This is a genomic window from Streptomyces sp. JJ38, from assembly GCF_019303475.1.
In the GTDB taxonomy this organism is placed as follows: Bacteria; Actinomycetota; Actinomycetes; order Streptomycetales; family Streptomycetaceae; genus Streptomyces.
Map to the genome: position 1 here is coordinate 1 of NZ_JABLSI010000060.1, position 25,613 is coordinate 25,613.

Genomic DNA, 25,613 nt, shown 5'->3' on the forward strand with positions numbered 1-25,613 from the left:
CCACTCCCCCCACGGCGGACCCACCACCATCACCGCAGAACTCCCCTGGCGGGAGTAGCCGGGGCCCGGGCCTCGTTCTGGGATGCTGGGGGCGTTCACACGGAACGGCAGGCTGGGGGCAGGGAGACGATGGAGAACGGCGTGCGGGTGGTCATCGCCGAGGACTCGGTGCTGCTGCGGGAGGGGCTGACGCGGCTGCTGACCGACCGCGGCCACGAGGTCGTCGCGGGTGTGGGGGACGGCCGGGAGCTGCTGGAGACGGTGCGGCGGCTGGCCGGGGCCGGGGAGCTGCCGGACGTGGTCGTGGCGGACGTGCGGATGCCGCCGACGCACACCGACGAGGGGCTGCGGGCGTCGGTGGAGCTGCGCGAGGAGTTCCCCGAGCTGGGCGTGCTGGTGCTGTCGCAGTATGTGGAGGAGCAGTACGCGACGGAGCTGCTGGCGGGCTCGACACGCGGGGTGGGCTACCTGCTGAAGGACCGGGTGGCCGAGGTGCGGGAGTTCGTGGACGCCGTCGGCCGGGTGGCGGACGGCGGCACGGCGCTGGACCCGGAGGTGGTGGCGCAGCTGCTGGGGCGCAGCCGCAAGCAGGACGTGCTGGCGGGGCTGACGCCTCGGGAGCGCGAGGTACTGGGGCTGATGGCGGAGGGTCGCACGAACGGAGCCATCGCGCGGCAGCTCGTGGTGAGCGACGGCGCGGTGGAAAAGCATGTCAGCAACATCTTCATGAAGCTGGGCCTGGCCCAGAGTGACGGAGATCACCGCAGGGTTCTCGCGGTGCTGAGGTATCTGCGTTCCTAGCCCTCGGCTCACTGTTAAGCCAGGCTCAATCCTCCCCGGTCAGGATGGGAGACGGGAGAAGGAAGCCTTTCGGGAGGTTGGCAGTTCTTTGTCATATCCGCTGGGCATCTCGTCTCAGCTGCTGGTCCACCATATGATCAGCCTCAGGAAGGCAAGCCTTACACGCACGTACGATGGACGGTGAGCCGCCGGTCCGAGGGAGGTCCTTGCACGTGACCAGTCAGGTCAGCAACGAGAGCGCCAAGGAAGTGAGGCGTCTTGACCGGGTGATCATCCGGTTCGCGGGGGACTCCGGTGACGGCATGCAGCTCACGGGAGATCGCTTCACCTCGGAGACGGCCTCGTTCGGAAACGACCTGTCGACTCTGCCGAACTTCCCGGCCGAGATCCGCGCCCCCGCAGGGACGCTGCCCGGTGTCTCCTCCTTCCAACTCCACTTCGCCGACCACGACATCCTCACCCCGGGTGACGCGCCGAACGTGCTCGTCGCGATGAACCCGGCGGCCCTCAGGGCCAATGTGGCGGATCTGCCGCGCGGCGCCGAAATCATCGTCAACACCGACGAGTTCACCAAGCGGGCCATGCAGAAGGTGGGCTACGAGTCCAGCCCGCTGGAGGACGGCTCGCTGGACGGCTACTCCGTCCACCCCGTGCCGCTGACGACGCTGACGGTGGAGGCGCTCAAGGGCTTCGACCTCGGCCGCAAGGAGGCCGGGCGGTCGAAGAACATGTTCGCCCTCGGCCTGCTGTCGTGGATGTACCACCGGCCCACCGAGGGCACCGAGCGGTTCCTGCGCAAGAAGTTCGCGAAGAAGCCCGAGATCGCGGAAGCGAACGTGACGGCGTTCCGCGCGGGCTGGAACTTCGGCGAGACGACGGAGGATTTCGCGGTCTCCTACGAGGTGGCCCCGGCCTCCCGGGCATTCCCGGCCGGAACGTACCGGAACATCTCGGGCAACCTGGCCCTGTCCTACGGGCTGATCGCCGCGTCCCAGCAGGCGGACCTGCCGCTGTACCTCGGCTCCTACCCGATCACGCCGGCCTCGGACATCCTGCACGAGCTGAGCAAGCACAAGAACTTCGGCGTGCGCACCTTCCAGGCGGAGGACGAGATCGCCGGCATCGGTGCCGCGCTGGGCGCCGCGTTCGGCGGCGCCCTCGCGGTGACGACGACCTCGGGCCCGGGTGTGGCGCTGAAGTCGGAGACGATCGGGCTCGCGGTCTCGCTGGAGCTTCCGCTGCTGATCGTCGACATCCAGCGCGGCGGCCCCTCCACCGGTCTGCCCACCAAGACGGAGCAGGCCGACCTGCTGCAGGCCATGTACGGGCGCAACGGTGAGGCGCCGGTGCCGATCGTGGCCCCGGCCACCCCGGCCGACTGCTTCACGGCGGCGCTGGACGCGGCCCGCATCGCGCTGACGTACCGCACGCCGGTGTTCCTGCTCTCGGACGGCTACCTGGCCAACGGCTCGGAGCCGTGGCGCATCCCGGAGCCGGACGAACTGCCCGACCTGCGGACCCAGTTCGCCACGACGGCGAATCACACGCTGGACGACGGCACCGAGGTGTTCTGGCCCTACAAGCGCGACGAGCGCACGCTGGCCCGCCCGTGGGCGGTGCCGGGCACGCCGGGCCTGGAGCACCGCATCGGCGGTATCGAGAAGCAGGACGGCTCGGGCAACATCTCCTACGACCCGGCCAACCACGACCTGATGGTGCGCACCCGGCAGGCCAAGGTCGACGGCGTCGAGGTGGCGGACATCGAGGTGGACGACCCGGCCGGCGACGCCCGGGTCCTCATCCTCGGCTGGGGCTCCACCTACGGCCCGATCACGGCGGCCGTGCGCCGGGTGCGGCGCGAGGGCGGTGCCGTCGCGCAGGCCCACCTGCGGCACCTCAACCCGTTCCCCGGGAACCTCGGCCCCGTGCTCCGCCGGTACGACAAGGTGATCGTGCCGGAGATGAACATGGGCCAGCTCGCCATGCTCCTGCGCGCCACCTACCTCGTCGACGCGCAGTCGTACACGCAGGTCCGCGGCCTGCCCTTCAAGGCCGAGCAGCTCGCCACCGTCATCAAGGAGGCCATCGACCATGGCTGACGTACTCACGGAGGCCCAGGATCGGGCGCCACGCGCGCTCGCCCTGGTGCCCACGGCCGACACCAAGCAGACCGCCAAGGACTTCAAGTCCGACCAGGAGGTCCGTTGGTGCCCCGGCTGCGGTGACTACGCCGTCCTCTCCGCCGTCCAGGGATTCCTTCCCCAGCTCGGGCTGGCGAAGGAGAACATCGTCTTCATCTCCGGCATCGGCTGCTCGTCCCGCTTCCCGTACTACATGAACACCTACGGGATGCACTCCATCCACGGCCGGGCGCCGTCCATCGCGACGGGGCTGGCCACCAGCCGCCGCGACCTGTCGGTGTGGGTCGTCACCGGCGACGGGGACGCGCTCTCCATCGGCGGCAACCACCTGATCCACGCCCTGCGCCGCAACGTCAACCTGAAGATCCTGCTGTTCAACAACCGGATCTACGGCCTCACCAAGGGTCAGTACAGCCCGACCTCCGAGGCCGGGAAGATCACCAAGTCGACGCCGATGGGCTCGCTGGACGCGCCCTTCAACCCGGTGTCGCTGGCGCTGGGCGCGGAGGCCTCGTTCGTCGCCCGCACGGTCGACTCCGACCGCAAGCACCTCACCGAGGTCCTGCGGCAGGCCGCCGAGCACCCGGGCACGGCGCTGGTGGAGATCTACCAGAACTGCAACATCTTCAACGACGGCGCCTTCGAGGTGCTGAAGGACAAGCAGCAGGCACTGGAGGCGGTGATCCGGTTGGAGCACGGGCAGCCGGTCCGCTTCGGCGCCCCCGCCGAGGACGGCCTCGGCTCCAAGGGCGTCGTCCGCGACCCGGCCACCGGTGACCTGCGCGTGGTCGACGTCACCGAGCACGGCACGGACGGCGTCCTCGTACACGACGCCACGGCCGACTCGCCGACGGCCGCGTTCGCGCTGTCCCGGCTGGCCGACCCGGACACCCTGCACCACACGCCCATCGGCGTCTTCCGCAACGTCCAGCGGCCGGTCTACGACACGCTGATGGCCGAGCAGCTGGAGCAGGCGGTCGAGCAGAACGGCAAGGGCGACCTCGCGGCCCTGCTCGCCGGCAAGGACACCTGGACGGTCGTCGGCTGACCCCACGCACTCGCGAGCAGCACGTACCGCGAGGCCCGCGCCCCAGCAGACCCGGGGACGCGGGCCTCGTCGGTCGGCGAGAGTCCGGGGCGGCGGAGTCGCCGAGCGCCGGGACGGACCGTGTCATGAGCGTTACGGCGATACGGGAATGACAAGGGGGATGCGCGCCGTTACCTTCGGGGAAGCACCACTTCGACGGAGGAGGCCGCGTTGTCGTCCACGAGCGAGACCCGCACGGGGCTCTTGTACGGGTTCGCCGCGTACGGCATGTGGGGGCTCCTGCCCCTCTACTGGCACCTTCTCCACTCCACTCCGGCCGCCGAGGTCATGGCGCACCGGATGGTGTGGTCCCTGCCGACGGCCGCGCTCATCCTCCTGCTGCTGCGGCGCCGCTGGGCGTGGCTGCCCGCGCTTCTGCGCAACCCCCGGCAGCTCGCGCTCGTCGCCGTCTCGGCCACGCTGATATCCGTCAACTGGTACCTGTTCATCTGGTCCGTCAGCCAGGAGCGGGTACTCGAGGCCTCACTCGGCTACTTCATCAATCCCCTGGTCACGATCGCGATCGGCGTGCTCGTGCTGCGCGAGCGGCTGCGCCCGATGCAGTGGGCGGCCGTCGGCATCGGCGCGCTCGCCGTCGTCGTGATGGCGTTCGCCTACGGGCAGGTGCCGTGGATCTCGCTCACCCTGGCCGGCACCTTCGCCACCTACAGCCTGGTGAAGAAGCAGACCCGGCTCGACGGGCTGGAGGGCTTCAGCGCCGACTCGCTCCTCCAGTTCCTCCCCGCCCTCGGCTTCCTGCTGCTGCTCGGCGGACGCGGCGACTCGACGTTCACCTCCGAGGGGCTGCCCCACGCGCTGCTGCTCGCCGGGGCCGGCCTGGCCACCGCGCTGCCGCTGATCCTCTTCGGCGCGGCGACGATGCGGGTGCCGCTGTCCACCGTCGGGCTGCTGCAGTACCTCGCGCCCACGTTCATGTTCCTGCTCGGGCTGCTGGCCTTCGGCGAGCACATGCCGCCCGAGCGCTGGGCCGGGTTCCTGCTGGTGTGGCTGGCGCTGTGCGTCCTCACCTTCGACGCCCTGCGCACCGCCCGCCGCAACCGCGCCGTCCTCCGCGAAGCCGCCCGCCGCAACCGGGCCGCCGACGCTCATGCCTCGACCTCCGTCAGGGAGCTGGCAGGAGATCTTCCCTGAACCGTGGTGAGACGGCCGAGAACTCGATGTTGCCGCGGATCCAGTCCTTCATCCCGTCGACGAACCGTGCCCCTTCGGGTGTGAGGGTGGGCGCAAGCCGAGCCTCGAGCGCGAGGAACCGCTCGACCCACGCGTCGTGGAGGGCGGTGTACCGGCGCACCGCCTCGTCCAGGCCGCACTGATGGCGGTCGGCGAGGGCTCGCACGATGTTGTGCATCGCTCCGTGGTCGAAGGTCTCCTTCCTGTATGAGTACAGGTCGTTGTCCCAGCTCACGAGGTCTACCGCGATGTCCACCAGCTCGCGGAACCCCGGACGGACGAGCAGGTCGTGCTGGAGCTCGTAGCCGACCCCGACGTCCACAAGGAAATTCTGCCAGCCGCGGCTCACACACTCGGGCCTCGGCGGGGCGGCGCCTCACCGTCGGGCGCCGCCCCGGTGCGGCGTCAGCCCAGGGCCGCCGCGACCCGGGTCATCACGCGCTGCCAGTGCTCGCGGCGGCGCTCGCGCTCCTCGGCGCTGCGCAGGCGCTCCTCGTGGAAGCGGAGCATCGCCCTGCCGTCGGGCGTGGCGGTGACGGCTATCTGGCGGGTCGTGTGGTGGTCGTCCCCCTTGGGGCGGTACGTGAGCCGGATGCGATCCCCCGGGCGGTAGCTGCGCACTTCGCCGTCCCCTTCCTCCGTCGTGTACCGCGAACCCTTCTCAGGCGTCAGCCGGACGCCCGGCCCGATCCACAGAGCCAATCCCTCCTCGCTGCTGATGAACTCCCACACGGCGGACGGCGGATGCGCGAGCGTCTTCGAGACGCCGATCTGCCAGCCCGCGTCCTGTGTGAATCCCGTCGGCACGGCTGCCCTCCTCACCCCGGACGACGTGCCGCCCGGTGTCCCTCCAACACCTCCCACGCTATCGGCGACCACTGACAATCGCCGGTCGGCGCCAAGCGGGGAAGGCCAGGTCAGGCGCCCTTCAGGCGGTGACGTCGCGGGTGGTGAAGCGAGCCCATGCGGCGGAGCCGAAGACGGCGGCGTAGACGGCCTGCATGGTCGCGTTGGCCGTGAGGTCGCCCCACGGGACCGGGTCGCGGAGCAGGTCGGCGAAGGACATCCAGTGGTACTGGAAGAGGTAGGGGTGGAGGACGTCGAGCTGCGGGATGGCACCGACGATCTGCACGACGATCAGCAGCCCGACCGTGGTGGTCATCGCGGCGATGCCGCTGTTGGTGAGCGTGGAGACGAACAGCCCGACGGCCGCGAGGCCGACCAGGGAGAGCGCGACGACGACGGCGATCACCAGGGCGCGCAGCAGCCCCTCGGCGAAGGAGACGGTGACGCCGGAGAGCAGGGTGACGTCGCCGAGCGGGAAGAACAGGACGCCGACGAGCAGCGCCGAGACGGCCACGGTCAGGGTGGCGAGCAGGCAGAACGTCACCACGGCGGTGAACTTGGCCAGCAGCAGCCGGGTGCGTCCGGCGGGCGCGACGAGGAGGTAGCGCAGCGTCCCGGCGCTCGCCTCCCCGGCGACGGAGTCACCGGCCACGACGCCGACCGTCATCGGCAGGAAGAACTGCAGGGTCGCGGCGAGCGCCGTGAAGACGAGGAAGAGGCCGTTGTTGGTGACCTGGTTGATGAAGGCGGGGCCCTCGCCCGAGCTGTCGACCGTGCCGCCGCCGTCGCCCGTCTCGACCTTCACCGCGATGCCCACGATCACCGGCAGGGCGACCAGGATCCCCAGCAGGGCCAGGGTGCGCCAGCGGCGCAGGGTCACGACGAGTTCGCTGCGGAACAGGGCGAGGGTCCACAGCGGGGACGGGCTGCGCTCGGCCCCTCCCGGCGTCGTCGCCCCGAGCGGGGCCGTCCCGCCACCGGGGGCCGCGCCCGGCTCCGGGGCACCGCCCCCGACGCGCTCAGCCTGCGACATCGAAGCCCTCCCCGGTCAGCGCCACGAAGGCGTCCTCCAACGATCCCTTCTCCACGCCGAACGAACGGACGCGGACGTCGGCGTGGACCAGTGCGGCGTTGAGGTCGGCCAGCTCGGCGTCCGGCTCGGGCGGTGGATCGGCGGTGAGCCGCTCCCCCTCGATGCTCAGCCCCGTCACACCATGCTCCTTGAGCACTCTGGCCGCCTCCCCCGCGTCGGGTGTCGTGACAACGAGCCGCCCGTGCACCCCCGCGGCCAGTTCGGCGACCGAGCCCTGGGTCAGCAGCCGCCCGCGGGACATGACGGCCGTGTGCGTGCACACCTGCTCGATCTCGTCGAGCAGGTGGGAGGAGAGGAAGACGGTCGTGCCGTCCTGGGCGAGCCCGCGGATCAGGGAGCGCATCTCGCGCATGCCCTGCGGGTCGAGCCCGTTGGTCGGCTCGTCCAGGACCAGGAGGTCCCGGGGGCGGAGCAGCGCCGCGGCCAGGCCGAGGCGCTGCTTCATGCCGAGCGAGTACGCCCGGGCGCTCTTGCGGGCCGCGGCGCGCAGGCCGACGCGGTCCAGGGCGGCGTCGATGCGGGCCCGCCGGGTACGCGGGTCCGCGGTGGGGTCGGCGGCGTCGAACCGGGCGAGGTTGTCGCGCCCGGTGAGGAAGCCGTAGAGGGCCGGGCCCTCGATGAGCGCGCCCACCTTCGGCAGCACCCGCCGGGCGTCGTCCGGCATGGGCCGGCCCAGCAGTGCGGCGCTGCCGTCGGTGGGCGCGATGAGGCCGAGGAGCATCCGGATCGTGGTCGTCTTCCCCGAACCGTTGGGGCCGAGAAAGCCGAACACGCTGCCGCGCGGAACGGCCAGGTCCAGGCCGTCCACCGCGAGCTGACCGCCGCGGAACCGCTTGGTCAGGCCGTGTGCCTCCACGGCTGGGTCGGCTGCGGTGGGCGGCGCGTTCATGGCGAGTTCCTGCTCCCCGTGGTGGCGTTCGGCGACCGGTCAGCCGGTCAGTCGGATTCGGCGGCCTTCAGCAGGCCGTCCTTGGTGACGGCGCCGACGTAGAGCGTGCCGTCGTCCGTCAGGAGGGCGTTGACGAGCTTGGTGCTGACGACGCGGCCCTGGCCGAAGTCGCCCTCGACCGGCTCGGTGAAGGCGTCGAGCAGAGACTGCGCCTCCTTGGACTCCAGCCCCTTGTCGCCGCCCATCGCGCCCTCGGGCAGCTCGACGCGGACGACGCTGTCCCAGCCCTCGCCGATGATCTCGACGTCCTCGCCCAGCTCCGCGAAGCCGTCCAGGCCGGGCAGGCCGCCTGGCTCCTCGGAGTGGTGCTCCTTGAGCTCCTCGGCCTCGGTGACCTCGGCGCCCTTGGGGGGCGTGAAGTCGAACCGGTCGGCGTCGGGCTTGCCGAAGTCGACCTTGGTGTACCCGGCCTCCAGGACGGGCTCGCCACCGCTCCTGGCGTCGAGGGTGACGCGCAGCGGGGTGCCGTTCTCCGCGTCCACGGCGATGCGGAGGGCGTCCACCGTGGACTCCGCCGCGTCCTCGGGCGCGATGGCGAGCACGTAGGCGTCCCGGCCCGCGACCTTCGTCGTGCCGTCGACGGTGACGGAGGTCGTGTCGTCCACGGCCGCGAGCGCCTTCTCCGCCGCCTCCTGCGGGGTGAGCGACCCGGGCATGCCCTCGCCGCGCTCCCGGCCCTTCGGCGGCTCGGGCAGCTCGGCGTGGAAGGCGGTGTTGCTGGCGCTGTCGTAGGACCAGAGGTCGCCGTCGTTGTGGACGACGGTGAACTCGGAGGTGTCCTCGACGACGGAGACGCGCTGCTTGTCCGGGCCGTCGAAGGCCACCCGCAGCGTGTGCTCGCCGCCGACGAGCTCCGGAAGCCTGGCGGACGGGTCGGCCGGGGACGTGCCGTCCTGCGGGGCCGCCTCCCCGCCGTCCTCCTCCGGACGCTCGGAGTGGCCGCCGAAGAGGCCGCCGTTCTGGTCGGAGCCGCCGCCGAGGCCCGGGATGCCCAGGTCGGAGCTGATCTTGACGGTGCCGGAGAGGTGCTCGACGTCGGAAGCCGCGATCTTCTCGACCAGTTCCTGCGCGGTGATGTCCGGCAGGTCCGGGTCGCCGCCGTCGGCCAGGGCCGGGACGAGGCCGACGCTCGCCACCGCGACGGCCGCCACCGCGACGGGCACGGCGTACCTGATCGCCTTCTTCCCGGGCCGGCGGGCCGTGCCCGTGGTGCCGGGTTCGCTGGGCTGGTGTGCCATGTGTGCCATTCCTCCATACATGGGCGGCGTCCACCCCCTGTGTCCTCCACCGCCATTGTCACCCGTCGTACCGCGGGGTGGTAGGACAAGCTCACCAGAAGGCGGGGGTTCCGGGCGTCAGCCGCCAGGGCCAACTGCGCGTACCACCACGGGATGACGGCACCTCCCGGGGGCGTACCCGACCCCTAGGGGACGGGCAGGGCTTGCCTCGGGGCCCCGGCGACCCTACTTTCTGGTAACCGTCATCGAGCGAGGAGCGACCGCCATGCCCGCCACCCCCGGCAAGTCCACGGCCCGGCGGCCCCGGATCGCGGTCTTCGGTGCCGGAAGCATCGGCTGCCACCTGGGCGGCCACCTCGCCCCGCACGCGGAGGTCACGCTGATCGGCCGCCCGTCCGTGCTGGACGCCCTCGGCGACGGGCTGACGCTGAGCGGCGGCGGACGGCCCCCGGTGCGCGTCCCGGCCGACGCGCTGGCCCTGAGCACCCGGCCGGACGCCGTCGCCGAGGCGGACTGCGTCCTCGTCACCGTCAAGTCCGCCGCGACGGCCAGCGCCGGACGGGAGCTGGCGGGACGGCTCCGCCCGGACGCCGTCGTCGTCAGCCTCCAGAACGGGCTGCGCAACCCGGAGCTGCTGCGCGCCGAGCTGCCCGGCGCGACCGTGCTCGCCGGGATGGTGCCCTACAACGTCGTGCGCACGGCCCCGGACACCTTCCACCAGGGCACGGGCGGGACGCTGATGCTCGACGACGGGCCCGCCGCCGCCCTCCCGGCCGGGGCCCTGGCCGCCGCCGGGCTGCCGGTCGAGACCCGCGGCGACATGCGCGAGGTGCAGCACGCCAAGCTGCTCATGAACCTCAACAACGCGGTCAACGCGCTCTCGGGCCTCCCTCTGCGCGAGCAGCTCGGCCTGCGCGCGTACCGGGCCTGCCTGGCCCTGTGCCAGGAGGAGGCGTTGGCGGCGTTCGCGGCCGAGGGCGTCCGCCCGGCGCGGCTCGGCCCGCTCCCGCCGCGCCTCACCCCCCGCCTGCTGCGGCTGCCCGACGCGCTGTTCCGCCGGCTGGCCGCCGCGAGCCTGCGGGTGGACGCCCAGGCGCGCTCGTCCATGTGGGAGGACCTGGAGCGGGGCCGCAGGACGGAGATCGACGGCCTTCAGGGCGAGGTCGTCGCCCTGGCCGGACGGCACGGGCTCCGCGCGCCGGTGAACGCCGCGCTGGCCGCGCTCGTCCGGGAGGCCGAACGCCCCGGCGGCCGCCGCGACTGGCCCGGCCCCGACCTGCTGCGCGCGATCACGGCGGCCCGCTGACCCCGTCCGAGTGGTGCTCCGGCGAACCAACCGTGCGCTCGGCCCCGGCCCGCTAGCGTGAGAGGGACCGGCGCCACTGCCACGTTGCGAGGAGGTCGCCCTGGCCGAAGGCAGCACGATGAAGACCTGGATCGACGGGCGGGAAGTGGATGTTCCCGCGACGATTCCCGGCATCCGGGCCGCGCTCCCCGAGGAGCGGCGGAAGGAGTTCGACCGGGACGTGAACAGCGCGACGGTCATGACCATCCACCAGGTGTTGCGGGCGTGGATGCTGGAAGCCGTGCCGGACCCGTCAGCCGACGCGCTCATGGACCGGCTCGCCGCCGAGGAGGCCGAGCGGCGGGAGGTGGCGTGACCTACCGGATCACCTCGCTCCCCCGGCCGACGACGCGCTGCGCAAGATGCCGCAGCGCAGCTCCTTCGGGCAGAAGCTCGCGACCACGATCGGCCAGGACCCCTACGGTCACGGTTCAAGCCCGGTCGGAGGAGACCACGACCGCCGCGACGCCACCATCGGCGCGGCCATCGTCCGCTACGCCGTCTCCGGTTCCGTCCTCACCGTCACCGTCGTACGCCTGCTGTACTGAGCACCGACCCGGAGCCCGGCCCCAGGCCCCGGCGTCGGGTCCTACGACCGCGGGGGCAGGGCCCCGGCCTGGTACTACGCCGAAATCCCCATACCGGTGAGGTCGTTGGCGGCTTAGCGTGAGCCCATGACGATCACCGGAGTGCTGGACGAGGCGCTGGAGCGGCTGCACGCGACGGGGCCGGAGTTCGAGGGCTGGCTGTCGAACCACGGGCCGATGGCCGTGGAGGCGCTGGTGCGACACGGGCAGGACGACGGCGTCCACCGCTGGCTCGACCGTTACGCGGACCGGCTGGAGGAGCGGCCCGCCGCCGGGGACCCCATCCGGGACGACGCCTGGGCCGAGGCGCTGGGCGACGCGCGCAGGCTGGGCGACTGGCTGGCCTACTTCGACCGCCAGCTCGTCACCGCCCCGGAGCGGCCCTGGCGGGAGGTGCTCGGCACCTGGTGGCCGCGGCTGCTCCCCGGCATCGCGGGCGGCGCGACGCACCCGGTGATCCGGGTCGGGCACGCCGTCGTCTCGCTGCGTGCGGGCGAGAACGTGCCGCGGCTGCGGGAGCTGGCGCACGGGCTGGGCTACTGGGCCGCCCGCCATCTGCCGCTGCCCGCCGACCTGACGCTCGTCTTCGGGCCCCCCGTCGCCGCCGAGGCGCTGCGCGCCGTCGCCCCGGTGGCGGACCAGAGCCAGGGCATCCGCCACCGGCTGGACCAGCTCACGACCCTGCCGGAGTGGCCGGCGGGCCAGGCCGCCGTGGCCGCCGACACGGTCCCCGGGCACCTCGCGGACCTGGTGGACGCCACCGTGCGCTACTACGCCACCCACGCGCACGGCAGCCCGGTCATGCTGGTCCACGCCGCGACGGCGCCGAACGCGGTGCTGCGGACGCTGCCGGACCTGCCGCGCGAGCTATGGCCCTCCGCGCTGGCGGCGGCGTGGGCCGCCTCGGGGGCGGTGGTGGCCGCCTACCGTCCGGCGGGGCCGGCGAGCCCGGCACACCCCGGCGGGGCGAGCGCCGAGGAGCTGTTCACCCGGGCGGTGGAGCACGGGGACGAGCACGCGATCAAGCTGGCCGACACCGCGCTGGACGTGGCGGCCCGGCACCCGGACGACGAGACGGCGGCCGGAGCCGTCCTGCGGGCGACGGAGCTGATCACGCCCCTGTGAGGGAGCGAGGAGGGACCCGGGCCCGCGGACCGGGGGAGGCCCGGGAGGCCGGCGGGGGTCAGCCCGCGCGGTGGACCACGGCGTCGCAGAGCGTGGACAGCGCCGCCTTCGCCGGGCCGTCCGGCAGGGGCGAGAGCGTCTCGCGGGCCTCCTCGGCGGCACGGATGGTGTAGCGGCGCGCCTCCTCCAGCGCGGGGTGGGCGCGCAGCCCGGCGAGGGCCTCGGCGTGCCGAACGTCGTCGGAGAGGTCCCCGGCGAGCAGTTCGACGAGGGCGCGGTCCTCGGGGCGGCCGTCCCGCTCGGCCATGGCCCGCAGGTGCAGGACGGGCAGCGTGGCGATGCCCTCGCGCAGGTCGGTGCCGGGGGTCTTGCCGGACGCGTCGCTGTCGCTGGCGATGTCCAGAACGTCGTCGGAGAGCTGGAAGGCGATGCCGATGCGCTCCCCGTACTGGGTGAGCACGGAGACGGTGCGCTCGTCGGCCCCGGACAGGAGCCCGCCGAAGCGCGTGGCGACGGCGATGAGGGAGCCCGTCTTGCCGGCGAGGACGTCGAGGTAGTGGTCGATGGGGTCCTGGCCGGCCTGCGGGCCCGCCGTCTCGAGGATCTGACCGGTGACCAGCCGCTCGAACGCCTCGGACTGGATGCGGACGGCCTCGGGGCCGAGGTCGGCCAGCACGCGGGAGGCGCGGGCGAAGAGGAAGTCCCCGGTGAGGACCGCGACGGAGTTGTCCCAGTTGGCGTTGGCGCTGGCGACGCCGCGCCGCACGTCGGCCTCGTCCATGACGTCGTCGTGGTACAGCGTGGCCAGGTGCGTCAGCTCGACGACGACGGCGGAGGGGACGACGCCGGGAGCGTGCTGGTCACCGAACTGGGCGGCGAGTAGCGTCAGCAGCGGACGGAAACGCTTCCCCCCGGCCCGCACGAGGTGCTGGGCGGCCTCGTTGATGAACGGGACATCACTCTTCGTGGCTTCGTTCAGCCCGTGTTCGACGGCGGACAACCCGGTGAGGACATCGGCTTCCAACGCCGTGTCCCGCACGGTCAGCCCGAAGGGCCCGACGACGGTCACGAGGGTTTCTCCTGTCTGCGGACGATCTTCCACCTGGCCACTTGCCGGGCTACTGCGAAGTACGGACGCGAACGGTGTTTCTGCCTCGCAGCGTATCCGGTCACATAAGGATCACGTGAGGCACGCCCCCCGATAGCCTGTGTGCGGTCCTGACCGGCGACGACCTCGAAGGCGAGGGCACCTTCCATGCCAGAAGCACCAGCACACACCCCGGCGGACACCCCGGCGGCTCAGACGGCCGCGACCGCGGCCCCGGCCGGCGGACTGTACGGCCCGGACAACCTGCCCTACGGCGTGTTCACGACCGCGGACGAGCCCGACCGGCGCCGGATCGGCGTACGGCTCGGGGACACCGTGCTGGACGCCGGGGCGGCGGCCAGGGTGCTCGGTTCCGCGCACGCCGAGCTGCTGTCCGCGCCCACCCTCAACCCGCTGCTCGCGGCGGGCCGCCCGGTGTGGACGGCCGTCCGGGCCGAGCTCCACACGTGGGTGCGCGAGGCCCGCCCCGAGCTGACGGCGGTTCCGCTGGCCGAAGCGACACTGCACCTGCCCTTCGAGGTGGCCGACTACGTCGACTTCTACGCCAGCGAGCACCACGCCACCAACGTCGGGCGGATGTTCCGGCCGGACGGCGAGCCGCTGACGCCGAACTGGAAGCACCTGCCGATCGGCTACCACGGCCGGGCGGGGACCGTCGTCGTCTCCGGCACCCCGGTGGTCCGCCCGCACGGCCAGCGCCGGACGCCGGACGGACCGGTCTTCGGGCCGACGCAGCGGCTGGACATCGAGGCCGAGGTCGGCTTCGTCGTCGGCGCGCCGTCCCGGATGGGCGAGCCGGTGCCGCAGTCCGCGTTCCGGGACCACGTCTTCGGCGTGTGCCTGCTCAACGACTGGTCGGCCCGGGACATCCAGGCGTGGGAGTACGTGCCGCTCGGCCCGTTCCTCGGCAAGTCCTTCGCGACGTCCGTCTCCGCGTGGATCACGCCGCTGGAGGCGCTGGACGCCGCCCGGGTCGCACCGCCCGAGCGCACCCACCCGCTGCTGGACTACCTGGTGGACGACGCCGAGGACCCGGCGGGGCTCGACCTGCGCATCACGGTGACGCTCAACGGCCACACCATCGCCGAGCCGCCGTTCTCCGCGATGTACTGGACGGCGGCGCAGCAGCTCGCCCACATGACGGTCAACGGCGCCTCGCTGCGCCCGGGTGACCTGTTCGCGTCGGGCACGGTGAGCGGGCCGGACAAGCACCAGCGCGGCTGTCTGCTGGAGCTGACGTGGTCCGGCGAGGAGCCCGTCGAACTGCCCGACGGCACCCGCACGTTCCTGGAGGACGGGGACGAGGTCGTGCTCACGGCCTGGGCGCCCGGCCCGGACGGCGGCCGCCTCGGCCTCGGCGAGGTCGCCGGACGTGTCGTCAAGGGCTGAACACCACCGCCGGTTGGTACTGTTGGCCGATTTCCGGATCGGCCGACAGGGCCGGTGAGCACCGAGGCAAGGGGAGGCACTGTGCGCACCAGGGCACGCTGGGCGGGCACCTGCGCCGCCGCGGCGGCGGCAGCGCTGCTGCTGACGGGCTGCGGCGGCGACGGCGGGGGCGGCGGGGACGACGACGCGGGCGGCGCGACGCCACCGCCGGCAACGACGCAGCCGAGCGACGGGCCGTCCGGGCCGGAGGAGGGCGACGACGTCACCCTGGAGGACATCCAGGGCGGGTGGATGACGGAGGGGCTGCACGTCGACGAGGGCCTGGTCATCCTGGCCGTCTTCGAGAACAGCGTCACCGTATCCGCCGAGGCGGCCTGCTCGGGCACGGTCGACGGCGCGGCGCGGCCGATGACGATGAAGCTGGCCTGCGATGACGGGAGCACCGACTTCGCCGGCGGCACGGTCAGGAGCCTCACGGACGGCAAACTCACCGTCGAGTGGGCGGGCGGCGAGACGACGGTCCTGAGCAGGTCCCCCGGCCTGGAGGACCTGCCGGAGGTGCCGACGGAGCTGCCCGACCTCCCCGAGTCGCCCGACCTGCCCGGGACCGAGAGCTGACGGAGACCGGCGGCGAGCCCTGCTAGCTTGACGCCACCCGATCCCCACCGAGGAGAAGCACATGCGCACGTCCCTGCGGATGGCCGCGGCGGTGGCGGCCGCCTGCGCGGCCACGCTGCTGGTCGCCGGCTGCGGCAGCGGTGACGGCGGCGACGAGAAGCCGGCCGCCGAGGAGACCCAGAACCACGGCGGCGACCCGGAGACGCGGAAGGAGCCGGGCTCCGTCCAGGGCATCTGGAAGACGAAGGCGGACGGTCAGGACCACGTGCTGACCATCGTCGCCGACGGCGTCAACCTGACCCGCGGGAACGTCAACTGCAACGGCCGGATGATGGACGGCGGCAAGCAGACGATCAACCTGACCTGCCCCGACGGCGGCGGCCAGGAGCGGTCGAACGGCACGGTGGAGCGCGTCGACAGCGAGGAGCTGGAGATCGCCTGGAACGGCGGCATGACCGACACCTACGCGCGGGTGGCCGACGCGCCGAAGGACATGCCGACGGACCTGGGCGACCTGGAGGACCTGGAGGACCTGATCCCCCAGGGCTAGCGGTCGCCCCGGTCGGGCCGGGCCCGGTGCCGGGGGGCCGCGCTTGCCAGTCCTGCGCCTTCGCGCGGACCTCCCGAGCGCAGGCCGCGCAGTTCCCCGCGCCCCTTTCGGCGCCGCGACGAGGGCCGGGACGCACCCCGTGCGTCCCGGCCCTCGTCGCGTGCGCGTACCGCGGCCTACCGGACGAAGACGCCCGCCTGGCCGGCCAGGTCGAGGAAGTACTGCGGGGCCAGGCCGAGCACCAGCGTCACCGTGACGCCGACGCCGATGGCGACCGAGGTGAAGGCGCTGGGGATGGCCACCGTCGGCCCCTCCGGGCTGGGCTCGGAGAAGAACATCAGCACGATCACGCGGACGTAGAAGAACGCCGCGATGGCCGAGGCGATGACGCCGACGACGACGAGCGCGCCCGCGCCGCTCTCCGCCGCGGCCTTGAACACCGCGAACTTGCCCGCGAACCCGGAGGTGAGCGGGATGCCCGCGAAGGCCAGCAGGAACACCGCGAACACGGCCGCCACCAGCGGTGAGCGCCGCCCGAGCCCGGCCCACTGGGACAGGTGGGTGGCCTCGCCGCTCGCGTCCCGCACCAGCGTCACGACGGAGAACGCGCCGAGGGTGACGAAGGAGTAGGCGAGCAGGTAGAAGAGCACCGAGGAGACGCCGTCCGGGGAGGTCGCGATGACCCCGGCGAGGATGAACCCGGCGTGGGCGATGGACGAGTAGGCCAGCAGCCGCTTGACGTCCGTCTGGGTGATGGCGACGATCGCGCCGAGCAGCATCGAGACGATGGCCACGCCCCACAGGACGGGCTCCCAGTCCCAGCGCAGGCCGGGCAGGACGACGTAGAGGAGCCGCAGCAGGGCGCCGAACGCGGCCACCTTGGTCGCGGCCGCCATGAACCCGGTGACCGGGGTCGGGGCGCCCTGGTAGACGTCCGGCGTCCACATGTGGAAGGGCACCGCGCCCACCTTGAACAGCAGGCCCATGACCACCATGGCGCCGCCGATGAGGAGCAGCGCGTCGGTGGACATGCTGGCCGCGAGCGCCACGCTGGGGCTGGGCACGGTGCCCTCGACGACCTGGGCGATCCCGGCGTAGGAGACGGTCCCGGCGTAGCCGTAGAGCAGGGCGATGCCGAAGATCAGGAACGCCGAGGAGAACGCGCCCAGCAGGAAGTACTTGACGGCGGCCTCCTGGGAGAGCAGCCGACGGCGCCGGGCGAGGGCGCACAGCAGGTACAGCGGGAGGGAGAAGACCTCCAGCGCGATGAAGAGGGTGAGCAGGTCGTTGGCGGCGGGGAAGATCAGCATGCCGCCGACCGCGAAGAGCAGCAGCGGGAAGATCTCCGTGGTCGTCCAGCCCGCCTCCAGGGCGGCCTTCTCGCCCTCGCCGCCGGGCACCGAGGCGGGCTGCGCGGCGAAGGAGTCGACCGGTTTGCCGCCCGTGCGCGGCTCCAGCCGCCGTTCGGCGAAGGTGAAGACGGCGACGAGCGAGACGAGCAGGATGACGCCCTGGAGGAACAGGGCGGGACCGTCCACGGCGATGGCGCCGACGCCGGCGACGGCGGCCTTGTCCGTGGCGTGCCCGTTCAGGGCGAGGGCCAGGACGGCGGCGAAGGCGGCGGCGAAGCCGAGGGACGCCAGCGCCACCTGGACGCCGTAGCGCGCGCGGCGCGGGGCGAAGGCCTCGACGAGGATGCCGACGACGGCGGCCCCGAGCACGATCAGCGTCGGAGACAGCTGGGCGTACTCGATCGAGGGCGCCTCGGCCGCCGTCGTCCACAGGCTGTGGACGGGTTCGGCGGCGGACGCGCCGGGAAGGGTTGTCGCGCTCATTCCGCGGCCTCCACTGCGGGCAGTTCCGGCTCCGGGTCGGTCTCACGCACGTCGGACATGGTGTGCTCGACCGCCGGGTTGACGATGTCGGTCAGCGGCTTGGGAAAGACGCCGAGGAAGATCAGCAGGGCGATCAGCGGGGCCACGACGGCCAGTTCGCGCGGCCGCAGGTCGGGCATCCGCTGGATCTCCGGCTTGTCCACCGGCCCCGTCATCGTCCGCTGGTAGAGCAGCAGCACGTAGAGGGCGGCCAGGACGATGCCCGCCGTCGCCACGATGCCGGCGACGGGGTAACGGCTGAACGTGCCGACGAGGACCAGGAACTCGCTGACGAACGGCGCGAGGCCGGGCAGCGAGAGGGTCGCGAGCCCACCGATGAGGAAGGTGCCGGCCAGCACCGGGGCCACCTTCTGCACCCCGCCGTAGTCGGCGATGAGCCGCGAGCCGCGCCGGGAGATGAGGAACCCGGCGACGAGCATCAGCGCGGCGGTGGAGATGCCGTGGAAGACCATGTACAGCGTCGCGCCGCTCTGGCCCTGGCTCGTCATGGCGAAGATGCCGAGGATGATGAACCCGAAGTGCGAGACGGACGCGTAGGCCACCAGCCGCTTGATGTCCCGCTGGCCGACGGCGAGCAGCGCGCCGTAGACGATGCTGACGAGCGCCAGCACGATGACGACGGGCGTGGCCCAGCTGCTGGCCTCGGGGAACAGCCCGAGGCAGAAGCGCAGCATCGCGAAGGTGCCGACCTTGTCGACGACGGCCGTGATGAGCACCGCCACCGGGGCCGTGGACTCGGCCATGGCGTTGGGCAGCCAGGTGTGCAGCGGCCACAGTGGCGCCTTGACGGCGAAGGCGAGGAAGAAGCCGAGGAACAGCAGCCGTTCGGTGTTGGTCGCCATCTCCAGCTCGCCGGAGGCGCGGGCCTCGGCGATCTGCTGGAGCGAGAAGGTGCCCGCGGGCAGCTGGTCGGCGGTGACGACGTACAGCCCGATGACGGCGGCCAGCATGATGAGCCCGCCGGCCAGGTTGTAGAGGAGGAACTTCACCGCGGCGTAGGAGCGCTGCTTGGCGCCCTCCGCCTCGCCGGCCGCGTGCGCCCGGTCCCCGAAGCCCCCGATGAGGAAGTACATCGGGATGAGCATGGCCTCGAAGAAGACGTAGAAGACGAACACGTCCGTCGCGGAGAAGGCGACGATCACCATCGCCTCGACCATGAGGATCAGCGCGAAGAAGCCCTGGGTGGGCCGCCAGCGCCGGTTCGGTCCGTCCTCCTCGAGGGCGTCGGCGTCGTGCCAGCCCGCCGCGATGATGAACGGGATCAGCAGCGCCGTCAGGGCGATGAGGGCGGCGGCGATGCCGTCGACACCGACCTCGTAGCGGACGCCGAAGTCCTCGATCCACGCGTAGGACTCGGTGAGCTGGTAGCGGTCGCCGCCGGTGTCGAAGGCGGCCAGCACCCAGCCCGCCAGCACCAGCGTGCCGAGCGAGACCACGAGCGCCAGCCACTTGGCGGCCGTGCGCCGGGCGGCGGGTACGGCCGCGGTGGCGACGGCACCCAGCGCGGGGAGCACGGCCGTGGCCGTCAGCAGCGGGAAGGAGTAATCAGACATGGATCAGACCGCCCTCATCAGCAGGGTGGCTGCGACCAGCACGGCCGCACCGCCGAACATCGACACCGCGTAGGAGCGGGCGAAGCCGTTCTGGATCTTGCGCATCCGGCCGGAGAGCCCGCCGAAGCCGGCCGCCGTCCCGTTGACGGCGCCGTCCACCAGCGTGTGGTCCACGTACACCAGACTGCGGGTGAGGTGCTGCCCGCCGGCCACGAACACGGCGTGGTTGAAGTCGTCCTGGAGCAGGTCGCGGCGGGCCGCCCGGGTGAGCAGGGAGCCGCGCGGCGCGGTGACGGGCACCGGCCTGCGGCCGTACTGGGCCCAGGCGACGCCGACACCGATGAGCAGCATCGTGACCGTCGCCGTGGTGATGACGGGGACGCTGATCGGCGGGTGCCCGTGTTCGTACGACGTCACCGGCTTCAGCCAGTTGACGAAGGAGTCGCCCACCTTGAACAGACCGCCGGCGAAGACGGAGCCGAAGGCGAGCACGATCATCGGGAGCGTCATGGAGCGCGGGGACTCGTGCGGGTGCGGCGCGTTGCCCTCCGCGTCGGGCTGCCAGCGCTTCTCGCCGAAGAACGTCAGGATCATCACCCGCGTCATGTAGTACGCGGTGATGGCCGCGCCCAGCAGCGTCACCGAGCCGAGGATCCAGCCCTGGGTGCCGCCCTTGGCGAAGGCCGCCTCGATGATGGCGTCCTTGGAGAAGAAGCCGGACAGCCCGGGGAAGCCGATGATGGCGAGGTAGCCGAGGCCGAAGGTGACGAACGTGACCGGCATGTAGCGGCGCAGCCCGCCGTACTTGCGCATGTCCACCTCGTCGTTCATGCCGTGCATGACCGAGCCCGCGCCGAGGAACAGCCCCGCCTTGAAGAAGCCGTGGGTGACCAGATGCATGATCGCGAAGGCGTAGCCGATGGGGCCGAGGCCCGCGGCGAGCACCATGTAGCCGATCTGCGACATGGTCGAACCGGCCAGCGCCTTCTTGATGTCGTCCTTGGCGCAACCGACGATCGCACCGAAGAGGAGCGTGACGGCACCGACGGTGACCACGGCGGTCTGGGCGGCGGGCGCCCCGTCGAAGACGGCTCCGGAGCGGGTGATGAGGTAGACGCCGGCCGTGACCATCGTCGCCGCGTGGATGAGCGCCGAGACTGGGGTGGGGCCCTCCATCGCGTCTCCGAGCCAGGACTGCAGCGGAACCTGGGCGGACTTGCCGCAGGCCGCGAGCAGCAGCATCAGCCCGATGCCGGTCAGCGTGGCCTCGCTCGCCGCGTCGGCGCTGCCCAGCACCGGGGTGAAGGCGAAGGTGCCGAAGGTGGTGAACATCAGGAAGATGGCGATGGCCAGGCCCGCGTCGCCGACGCGGTTGACGATGAAGGCCTTCTTCGCCGCCGTCGCCGCGCTGGGCTTGTGCTGCCAGAAGCCGATGAGCAGGAACGAGGCGAGGCCCACGCCCTCCCAGCCGACGTACAGCAGCAGGTAGTTGTCGGCGAGGACGAGCAGCAGCATCGCCGCGAGGAACAGGTTGAGGTAGCCGAAGAAGCGGCGGCGGCGCTCGTCGTGCTCCATGTAGCCGATCGAGTAGAGGTGGATCAGCGATCCGACCCCGGTGATCAGCAGGACGAACGTCATGGAGAGCTGGTCGAGCTGGAAGGCGACGTCGGCCTGGAAGCCCTCCACCGGCACCCAGGAGTACAGGTGCTGGTGCAGGGCCCGGTCCTCGCCGTCGCGGCCGAGCATGTCGAAGAAGAGCACCGCGCCGATGACGAAGGAGACCGCCGCCAGCACGGTGCCCAGCCAGGGCCCGGAGCGGTCCAGCCTGCGCCCGCCGCACAGCAGGACGGCCGCGCCGAGCAGGGGCGCCGCGACGAGCAGTCCGATCAAGGAATCCACTGGTACGTACCCCTTACAGCTTCATCAGGCTGGCGTCGTCGACCGAGGCCGAGTGACGGGAGCGGTAGAGCGTCACGATGATCGCCAGCCCCACGACGACCTCGGCCGCGGCGACGACCATGACGAAGAACGCCATGATCTGGCCGTCGAGGTTGCCGTGCATCCGGGAGAAGGCGACCAGCGCGAGGTTGGCCGCGTTGAGCATCAGCTCGATGCCCATGAACACGATGATCGCGTTGCGCCGGATCAGGACACCGGTGGCGCCGATCGTGAACAGCAGCGCGGCCAGGTAGAGGTAGTTGGCGGGGTTCACTGGCGGGCCTCCTCACCGCGGCCGTGGTAGTCGGCGGTGCGCTGGTCGATGGCGGCGATCTCGGCCAGCCGCTCCCGGCTGACCTCGCGGACCTGGCCCCGCTTGCGGAGGGTCTCGCTGACCGTCAGTTCGGACGGGGTGCCGTCGGGCAGCAGGCCCGGCCGGTCGACCGCGTTGTGCCGCGCGTACACGCCCGGCGCGGGGAGCGGCGGGACGTGCTTGCCGAGCCTGACCCGCTCGGTGGCCTGCTCGCGCTGGGTCTTGGCCGTCTCGACGCGCTCGCGGTGGGTGAGCAGGGTGGCGCCGACCGCCGCGATGGTCAGCAGCGCGCCGGTGACCTCGAAGGCGACGACGTACTCGGTGAACAGCAGCTCGGCGATCCCGGGGACGTTGCCGCCGAACTCGGCGTTGGCGGCGCCCATCCCGACGAACGACTCGCTGCCGAGCGCGGCCTGCCCGATGCCGCCGATCAGCAGCATGGCCAGGCCGAGCGCGCAGCCCGCGGCCAGCCAGCGCTGCCCCTTGATCGTCTCCTTCAGCGAGTCGGCGGTGGTGCGTCCGACGAGCATCAGCACGAACAGGAACAGCATCATGACCGCGCCGGTGTAGACGACGATCTGTACGACGCCGAGGAAGTAGGCGCCGTTGGCCAGGTAGAACAGCGCGAGGATGATCATCGTCCCGGCGAGGCAGAGCGCCGCGTGCACGGCCCGCCGCAGCAGGACGGTGCCGAGCGCGCCGGAGACGGCGAGGACGCCGAGCACGTAGAACTGGACGGCCTCGCCGGAGGAGGTCTCGGCGGCCAGCAGGCTCGCTGCGGTGCTCACTGGTGCTTCACCCCTTCGGTGGCCTCGCCGGGCGCCGTGGTGGCGTCGGGCGCGGCTCCGGCGGCGGCCGGCTCGTCCGGACCGAAGGTGTCGGCCGAGGACTGCGGCGTCCCGGTGTCGGTGACGGGCTGCTGGACGGTGCCCTCGGCGGCCTCGGTGACCAGACCCCGGTAGTAGTCCTTCTCCGTCATGCCGGGGTAGATGGCGTGCGGCGAGTCGACCATGCCCTCCGTCAGCCCGACGAGCAGCTCCTCCTTGGTGTAGATGAGCGACTCGCGGCTGCGGTCGGCCAGTTCGTACTCGTTGGTCATGGTCAGCGCCCGCGTCGGGCACGCCTCGACGCACAGCCCGCACAGGATGCAGCGCAGGTAGTTGATCTGGTAGACGCGGCCGTAGCGCTCACCGGGCGAGTAGCGCTCCTCCTCGGTGTTGTCCGCGCCCTCGACGTAGATGGCGTCGGCCGGGCAGGCCCAGGCGCACAGCTCGCAGCCGATGCACTTCTCCAGCCCGTCCGGGTGCCGGTTGAGCTGGTGCCGGCCGTGGAAGCGCGGCGCCGTCTGCTTCTTGTACTCGGGGTACTGCTCGGTCAGCCGGCGCTTGAACATGGCCTTGAAGGTCACGCCGAAGCCGGCCACCGGGTCCAGGGGGTTAGGCATCGTCGGACTCCTTGCTCTCGCTGTCGGCCCCGCCCGCGTCCGCGGCGCCCGCGCCCACGGTCGCCTTGTCGCGCTGGTGCCGGGGGGTGCGCCGGGGCACGGGTGGCAGGGTCTGGCCGGGAAGCGGCGGCACGGGGTAGCCGCCCGCCATGGGATCGAACGTGTCCTTCCGCTTGGCCGCCTCGCGGGCCGCGACCGCCTCCGCCCGCTTCTCGCCGCGATCGCGGAAGACGTCCACGACGAAGGAGACGAGCAGCATCACGAGGATCGCGCCGGAGACCCACAGGACGATCTGGCCGAAGTCGTAGCCCTCGTTGCGCAGGGCCCGCACGGTGGCGACGAGCATCAGCCACACCAGCGAGACGGGGATGAGGACCTTCCAGCCCAGCTTCATGAACTGGTCGTAGCGGACGCGGGGCAGGGTGCCGCGCAGCCACACGAAGCAGAACATCAGCATGAGCAGCTTGGCGGTGAACCACAGCATCGGCCACCAGCCGTGGTTGGCGCCCTCCCACCAGGTGGAGATCGGCGCCGGAGCCCGCCAGCCGCCCAGGAACAGGGTGACGGCCAGCGCCGAGACCGTGACCATGTGGATGTACTCGGAGAGCATGAACAGCGCGAACTTGATCGACGAGTACTCGGTGCTGAACCCGGCCACCAGGTCGCCCTCGGACTCCGGCATGTCGAACGGGTGCCGGTGCGCCTCGCCGACCATGGAGACGGCGTAGATGACGAACGACACCGGCAGCAGCACCCCGAACCACGTGTCGGCCTGGGCGCCGACGATCGTCGAGGTGGACATGGAGCCGGAGTAGAGGAACACGGCGGCGAAGCTGAGGCCCATCGCGACCTCGTAGCTGATGATCTGGGCCGTGGCCCGCACCCCGCCGAGCAGCGGGTAGGTGGAGCCGGACGACCAGCCCGCGAGCACCGTGCCGTAGGCGGCGATCGAGGCGGTGGCCAGAATGAACAGGATGGCCACCGGAAGGTCGGTGAGCTGCATCGCGGTGCGGGTGCCGAAGATGGACACCTCGTTGCCCGCGGGGCCGAAGGGGATCACGGCGATGGCCATGAACGCCGGGATGGCGGCGAGGACGGGCGCCAGGACGTAGACGAACTTGTCCGCGCCCTTGACGACGACGTCCTCCTTCAGCATGAGCTTCACGCCGTCGGCGAGCGACTGGAGCAGGCCCCAGGGGCCGTGCCGGTTCGGACCGATGCGCCGCTGCATCCAGGCGATGACCTTGCGCTCCATGACGATGGAGATCAGCACCGTCAGCATCAGGAAGGCGAAGCAGAACACCGCCTTGAGCGCGATCAGCCAGAACGGGTCCTGTCCGAACATGGACAGGTCCTCCGCGGCCAGCAGCGACCCGGGCAGGCCCGAGGGGCCCGGCTGCCCTGACGGGATGGCGGTCACGACTGCACCTCCGGTGATTCCGTGTCGGCTCCTCCGTCGGCACCGGGCGCGCCGTCGGCGTCCGCGGCACCGGCCGCGCCGATCCCGACCAGCTCGCCGGGCCGGGCGCCGGTGTCCCACGCGACGCCGCCGCCCGTGGAGTTGAGCGGCAGCCACACCACCCGGTCCGGCATCTCGGTGACGGCCAGCGGCAGCGTCACCGACCCGGCCGGACCCGTGACGGTCAGAAGGTCCCCGTCCGCGACGCCGGCCTCCCGGGCGGTGGCCGCCGACAGCCGGGCCGGTGCGGGGTGCCGGGTACCGGCCAGCGCCTCGTCGCCCTCCTGCATGCGGCCCTGGTCCAGCAGCATCCGGTGACCGGCCAGCACCGCCTCCCCGGCGCCCGCGGCCGGCAGCGGCCGCCCGGACTCGGCCGGATCGGCGGCCCGTTCGCCCTCCCAGGGCCCCAGCCGCGCCAACTCGGCGCGGACGGTACGCACGTCGGGCAGGCCCAGGTGGACGTCGAGGGCGTCCGCGAGCATGGTGAGCGCGCGGGCGTCGGGGAAGACGAAGCGCCGCGTCATCTGGTCGGGCTTGATCGCCGCCTCGAACGGCCGCTCGCGGCCCTCCCAGTTGAGGAAGGTGCCGGACTTCTCCACGACCGCCGACACGGGGAGGACGACGTCCGCCCTGGCCGTGACCTCGCTCGGCCGCTGCTCCAGGCTGACCAGGAAGCCGACGGCGTCCAGCGCCTCGACCGCCCGCGCCGGGTCCGGCAGATCGCCGACCTCGACCCCGCCGACGACCAGGGCGGCCAGCTCGCCGTTCGCGGCGGCCTCCACGATCTGGCCGGTGTCCCGGCCGGTCGCGCGGGGCAGCTCGGCGACGCCCCAGACCGCGGCCGTCTCCTCCCGGGCCCGCGGGTCGGTCGCCGGACGCCCGCCGGGCAGCAGCCCCGGCAGCGCCCCGGCCTCGACCGCCCCGCGCTCGCCCGCGCGGCGCG

The 25,613-nt window shown here is 72.2% G+C and carries 25 protein-coding genes; 11 read left to right on the forward strand and 14 right to left on the reverse strand.

Features of this window, described 5'->3' with window-relative positions:
* Window positions 1-129: 129 nt before the first annotated feature.
* The 4 genes from HPT28_RS23930 (at window position 130) to rarD (ending at window position 5,181) form a co-directional block, all read left to right on the forward strand.
* Window positions 130-801, forward strand: a complete 672-nt coding sequence (locus HPT28_RS23930) for a response regulator transcription factor (protein ID WP_219093523.1) — start codon at window positions 130-132, stop codon at window positions 799-801.
* Window positions 802-974: 173 nt separating this feature from the next.
* Window positions 975-2,900 carry a 2-oxoacid:acceptor oxidoreductase subunit alpha gene (locus HPT28_RS23935; protein ID WP_219093526.1) on the forward strand — a complete coding sequence of 642 codons (1,926 nt, stop codon included), beginning with the start codon at window positions 975-977 and terminating at the stop codon, window positions 2,898-2,900.
* Window positions 2,893-3,990 (forward strand): 2-oxoacid:ferredoxin oxidoreductase subunit beta, encoded by a 1,098-nt coding sequence (locus tag HPT28_RS23940; protein WP_219093528.1) that lies wholly within the window; start codon window positions 2,893-2,895, stop codon window positions 3,988-3,990. Before HPT28_RS23935 ends, HPT28_RS23940 begins: the two co-directional genes overlap by 8 nt.
* A 210-nt stretch (window positions 3,991-4,200) precedes the next feature.
* Window positions 4,201-5,181, forward strand: a complete 981-nt coding sequence (rarD, locus tag HPT28_RS23945) for an EamA family transporter RarD (RefSeq protein WP_219093530.1) — start codon at window positions 4,201-4,203, stop codon at window positions 5,179-5,181.
* On the opposite strand, the gene HPT28_RS23950 is transcribed toward rarD, so the two are convergent.
* The 5 genes from HPT28_RS23950 to HPT28_RS23970 form a co-directional block, all read right to left on the reverse strand.
* Window positions 5,153-5,542, reverse strand: coding sequence for a hypothetical protein (locus tag HPT28_RS23950; protein WP_219093533.1), 390 nt, complete (start codon window positions 5,540-5,542; stop codon window positions 5,153-5,155). The two genes, rarD and HPT28_RS23950, sit on opposite strands and share 29 nt — an antisense overlap.
* Window positions 5,543-5,625: 83 nt before the next feature.
* Entirely contained in the window at window positions 5,626-6,027 is a 402-nt protein-coding gene (locus tag HPT28_RS23955; protein WP_219093534.1) for an SRPBCC domain-containing protein, read from the reverse strand.
* Between the two features lie 121 nt (window positions 6,028-6,148).
* The gene (locus HPT28_RS23960) at window positions 6,149-7,099 is read right to left on the reverse strand and encodes an ABC transporter permease (RefSeq protein ID WP_219093537.1); all 951 of its coding nucleotides are present in this window, start codon (window positions 7,097-7,099) and stop codon (window positions 6,149-6,151) included.
* On the reverse strand, window positions 7,086-8,048 hold the full coding sequence (locus HPT28_RS23965) for an ABC transporter ATP-binding protein (RefSeq protein ID WP_219093539.1): 963 nt from the start codon (window positions 8,046-8,048) through the stop codon (window positions 7,086-7,088). Before HPT28_RS23965 ends, HPT28_RS23960 begins: the two co-directional genes overlap by 14 nt.
* Before the next feature lie 47 nt (window positions 8,049-8,095).
* Window positions 8,096-9,346 carry a DUF2092 domain-containing protein gene (locus HPT28_RS23970; RefSeq protein WP_219093541.1) on the reverse strand — a complete coding sequence of 417 codons (1,251 nt, stop codon included), beginning with the start codon at window positions 9,344-9,346 and terminating at the stop codon, window positions 8,096-8,098.
* Between the two features lie 265 nt (window positions 9,347-9,611).
* On the opposite strand from HPT28_RS23970, the gene HPT28_RS23975 reads away from it, so the two are divergent.
* The 4 genes from HPT28_RS23975 to HPT28_RS23990 all read left to right on the forward strand — a co-directional run bounded on the left by HPT28_RS23975 (window position 9,612) and on the right by HPT28_RS23990 (window position 12,403).
* Window positions 9,612-10,652 carry a 2-dehydropantoate 2-reductase gene (locus HPT28_RS23975; RefSeq protein ID WP_219093544.1) on the forward strand — a complete coding sequence of 347 codons (1,041 nt, stop codon included), beginning with the start codon at window positions 9,612-9,614 and terminating at the stop codon, window positions 10,650-10,652.
* Between the two features lie 118 nt (window positions 10,653-10,770).
* Window positions 10,771-11,007 carry a hypothetical protein gene (locus tag HPT28_RS23980; RefSeq protein WP_219093547.1) on the forward strand — a complete coding sequence of 79 codons (237 nt, stop codon included), beginning with the start codon at window positions 10,771-10,773 and terminating at the stop codon, window positions 11,005-11,007.
* A gap of 46 nt (window positions 11,008-11,053) precedes the next feature.
* A complete protein-coding gene (locus HPT28_RS23985; RefSeq protein WP_219093549.1) occupies window positions 11,054-11,239 on the forward strand; it encodes a hypothetical protein in 186 nt (61 codons plus the stop codon).
* A 126-nt stretch (window positions 11,240-11,365) separates the two neighbouring features.
* Window positions 11,366-12,403: a questin oxidase family protein gene (locus tag HPT28_RS23990; RefSeq protein WP_219093550.1), complete on the forward strand. Its 1,038-nt coding sequence runs from the start codon at window positions 11,366-11,368 to the stop codon at window positions 12,401-12,403.
* A gap of 58 nt (window positions 12,404-12,461) precedes the next feature.
* Here the strand turns inward: HPT28_RS23990 and HPT28_RS23995 are convergent, their stop codons facing one another.
* Window positions 12,462-13,472: a polyprenyl synthetase family protein gene (locus HPT28_RS23995; protein ID WP_219093553.1), complete on the reverse strand. Its 1,011-nt coding sequence runs from the start codon at window positions 13,470-13,472 to the stop codon at window positions 12,462-12,464.
* A gap of 186 nt (window positions 13,473-13,658) precedes the next feature.
* Between HPT28_RS23995 and fahA the strand changes: the two genes are divergently transcribed.
* The 3 genes from fahA to HPT28_RS24010 all read left to right on the forward strand — a co-directional run bounded on the left by fahA (window position 13,659) and on the right by HPT28_RS24010 (window position 16,068).
* Window positions 13,659-14,900 carry a fumarylacetoacetase gene (gene fahA, locus HPT28_RS24000; protein ID WP_219093556.1) on the forward strand — a complete coding sequence of 414 codons (1,242 nt, stop codon included), beginning with the start codon at window positions 13,659-13,661 and terminating at the stop codon, window positions 14,898-14,900.
* An 81-nt stretch (window positions 14,901-14,981) separates the two neighbouring features.
* Window positions 14,982-15,518, forward strand: coding sequence for a hypothetical protein (locus HPT28_RS24005; RefSeq protein ID WP_219093559.1), 537 nt, complete (start codon window positions 14,982-14,984; stop codon window positions 15,516-15,518).
* A gap of 61 nt (window positions 15,519-15,579) precedes the next feature.
* The gene (locus HPT28_RS24010; protein ID WP_219093562.1) at window positions 15,580-16,068 is read left to right on the forward strand and encodes a hypothetical protein; all 489 of its coding nucleotides are present in this window, start codon (window positions 15,580-15,582) and stop codon (window positions 16,066-16,068) included.
* A gap of 176 nt (window positions 16,069-16,244) precedes the next feature.
* Here HPT28_RS24010 and nuoN read toward each other — a convergent pair whose 3' ends face one another.
* The 8 genes from nuoN to HPT28_RS24050 form a co-directional block, all read right to left on the reverse strand.
* Entirely contained in the window at window positions 16,245-17,903 is a 1,659-nt protein-coding gene (gene nuoN / locus HPT28_RS24015; RefSeq protein WP_219093565.1) for an NADH-quinone oxidoreductase subunit NuoN, read from the reverse strand.
* The gene (locus HPT28_RS24020) at window positions 17,900-19,516 is read right to left on the reverse strand and encodes an NADH-quinone oxidoreductase subunit M (RefSeq protein ID WP_219093567.1); all 1,617 of its coding nucleotides are present in this window, start codon (window positions 19,514-19,516) and stop codon (window positions 17,900-17,902) included. The genes nuoN and HPT28_RS24020 overlap by 4 nt, the downstream gene beginning before the upstream one ends.
* Before the next feature lie 3 nt (window positions 19,517-19,519).
* Window positions 19,520-21,415, reverse strand: a complete 1,896-nt coding sequence (gene nuoL / locus HPT28_RS24025; protein WP_219093570.1) for an NADH-quinone oxidoreductase subunit L — start codon at window positions 21,413-21,415, stop codon at window positions 19,520-19,522.
* Between the two features lie 13 nt (window positions 21,416-21,428).
* On the reverse strand, window positions 21,429-21,728 hold the full coding sequence (nuoK, locus tag HPT28_RS24030) for an NADH-quinone oxidoreductase subunit NuoK (RefSeq protein ID WP_219093572.1): 300 nt from the start codon (window positions 21,726-21,728) through the stop codon (window positions 21,429-21,431).
* The gene (locus HPT28_RS24035; protein WP_219093575.1) at window positions 21,725-22,555 is read right to left on the reverse strand and encodes an NADH-quinone oxidoreductase subunit J; all 831 of its coding nucleotides are present in this window, start codon (window positions 22,553-22,555) and stop codon (window positions 21,725-21,727) included. Before HPT28_RS24035 ends, nuoK begins: the two co-directional genes overlap by 4 nt.
* Window positions 22,552-23,211: an NADH-quinone oxidoreductase subunit NuoI gene (gene nuoI / locus HPT28_RS24040; RefSeq protein WP_219093578.1), complete on the reverse strand. Its 660-nt coding sequence runs from the start codon at window positions 23,209-23,211 to the stop codon at window positions 22,552-22,554. The genes HPT28_RS24035 and nuoI overlap by 4 nt, the downstream gene beginning before the upstream one ends.
* On the reverse strand, window positions 23,204-24,649 hold the full coding sequence (gene nuoH, locus HPT28_RS24045) for an NADH-quinone oxidoreductase subunit NuoH (RefSeq protein ID WP_374227010.1): 1,446 nt from the start codon (window positions 24,647-24,649) through the stop codon (window positions 23,204-23,206). Before nuoH ends, nuoI begins: the two co-directional genes overlap by 8 nt.
* Window positions 24,628-25,613, reverse strand: a 986-nt coding sequence (locus tag HPT28_RS24050) for a molybdopterin-dependent oxidoreductase (protein WP_219093581.1), incomplete at its 5' end; no start/stop codon positions are given. The genes nuoH and HPT28_RS24050, both read right to left, overlap by 22 nt.

What these genes read in the sequence shown, in the direction of transcription:
- HPT28_RS24020 (WP_219093567.1), bottom strand. Translation starts at nt 19,516, where the DNA reads ATGTCTGATTACTCCTTCCCGCTGCTGACGGCCACGGCCGTGCTCCCC.
- HPT28_RS23940 (WP_219093528.1), top strand. Translation starts at nt 2,893, where the DNA reads ATGGCTGACGTACTCACGGAGGCCCAGGATCGGGCGCCACGCGCGCTC.
- HPT28_RS24010 (WP_219093562.1), top strand. Translation starts at nt 15,580, where the DNA reads ATGCGCACGTCCCTGCGGATGGCCGCGGCGGTGGCGGCCGCCTGCGCG.
- HPT28_RS23970 (WP_219093541.1), bottom strand. Translation starts at nt 9,346, where the DNA reads ATGGCACACCAGCCCAGCGAACCCGGCACCACGGGCACGGCCCGCCGG.
- nuoI (WP_219093578.1), bottom strand. Translation starts at nt 23,211, where the DNA reads ATGCCTAACCCCCTGGACCCGGTGGCCGGCTTCGGCGTGACCTTCAAG.
- HPT28_RS23975 (WP_219093544.1), top strand. Translation starts at nt 9,612, where the DNA reads ATGCCCGCCACCCCCGGCAAGTCCACGGCCCGGCGGCCCCGGATCGCG.
- HPT28_RS23930 (WP_219093523.1), top strand. Translation starts at nt 130, where the DNA reads ATGGAGAACGGCGTGCGGGTGGTCATCGCCGAGGACTCGGTGCTGCTG.
- HPT28_RS23990 (WP_219093550.1), top strand. Translation starts at nt 11,366, where the DNA reads ATGACGATCACCGGAGTGCTGGACGAGGCGCTGGAGCGGCTGCACGCG.
- HPT28_RS23965 (WP_219093539.1), bottom strand. Translation starts at nt 8,048, where the DNA reads ATGAACGCGCCGCCCACCGCAGCCGACCCAGCCGTGGAGGCACACGGC.
- HPT28_RS23980 (WP_219093547.1), top strand. Translation starts at nt 10,771, where the DNA reads ATGAAGACCTGGATCGACGGGCGGGAAGTGGATGTTCCCGCGACGATT.
- HPT28_RS23960 (WP_219093537.1), bottom strand. Translation starts at nt 7,099, where the DNA reads ATGTCGCAGGCTGAGCGCGTCGGGGGCGGTGCCCCGGAGCCGGGCGCG.
- HPT28_RS23935 (WP_219093526.1), top strand. Translation starts at nt 975, where the DNA reads ATGGACGGTGAGCCGCCGGTCCGAGGGAGGTCCTTGCACGTGACCAGT.
- fahA (WP_219093556.1), top strand. Translation starts at nt 13,659, where the DNA reads ATGCCAGAAGCACCAGCACACACCCCGGCGGACACCCCGGCGGCTCAG.
- HPT28_RS23985 (WP_219093549.1), top strand. Translation starts at nt 11,054, where the DNA reads ATGCCGCAGCGCAGCTCCTTCGGGCAGAAGCTCGCGACCACGATCGGC.
- nuoN (WP_219093565.1), bottom strand. Translation starts at nt 17,903, where the DNA reads ATGAGCGCGACAACCCTTCCCGGCGCGTCCGCCGCCGAACCCGTCCAC.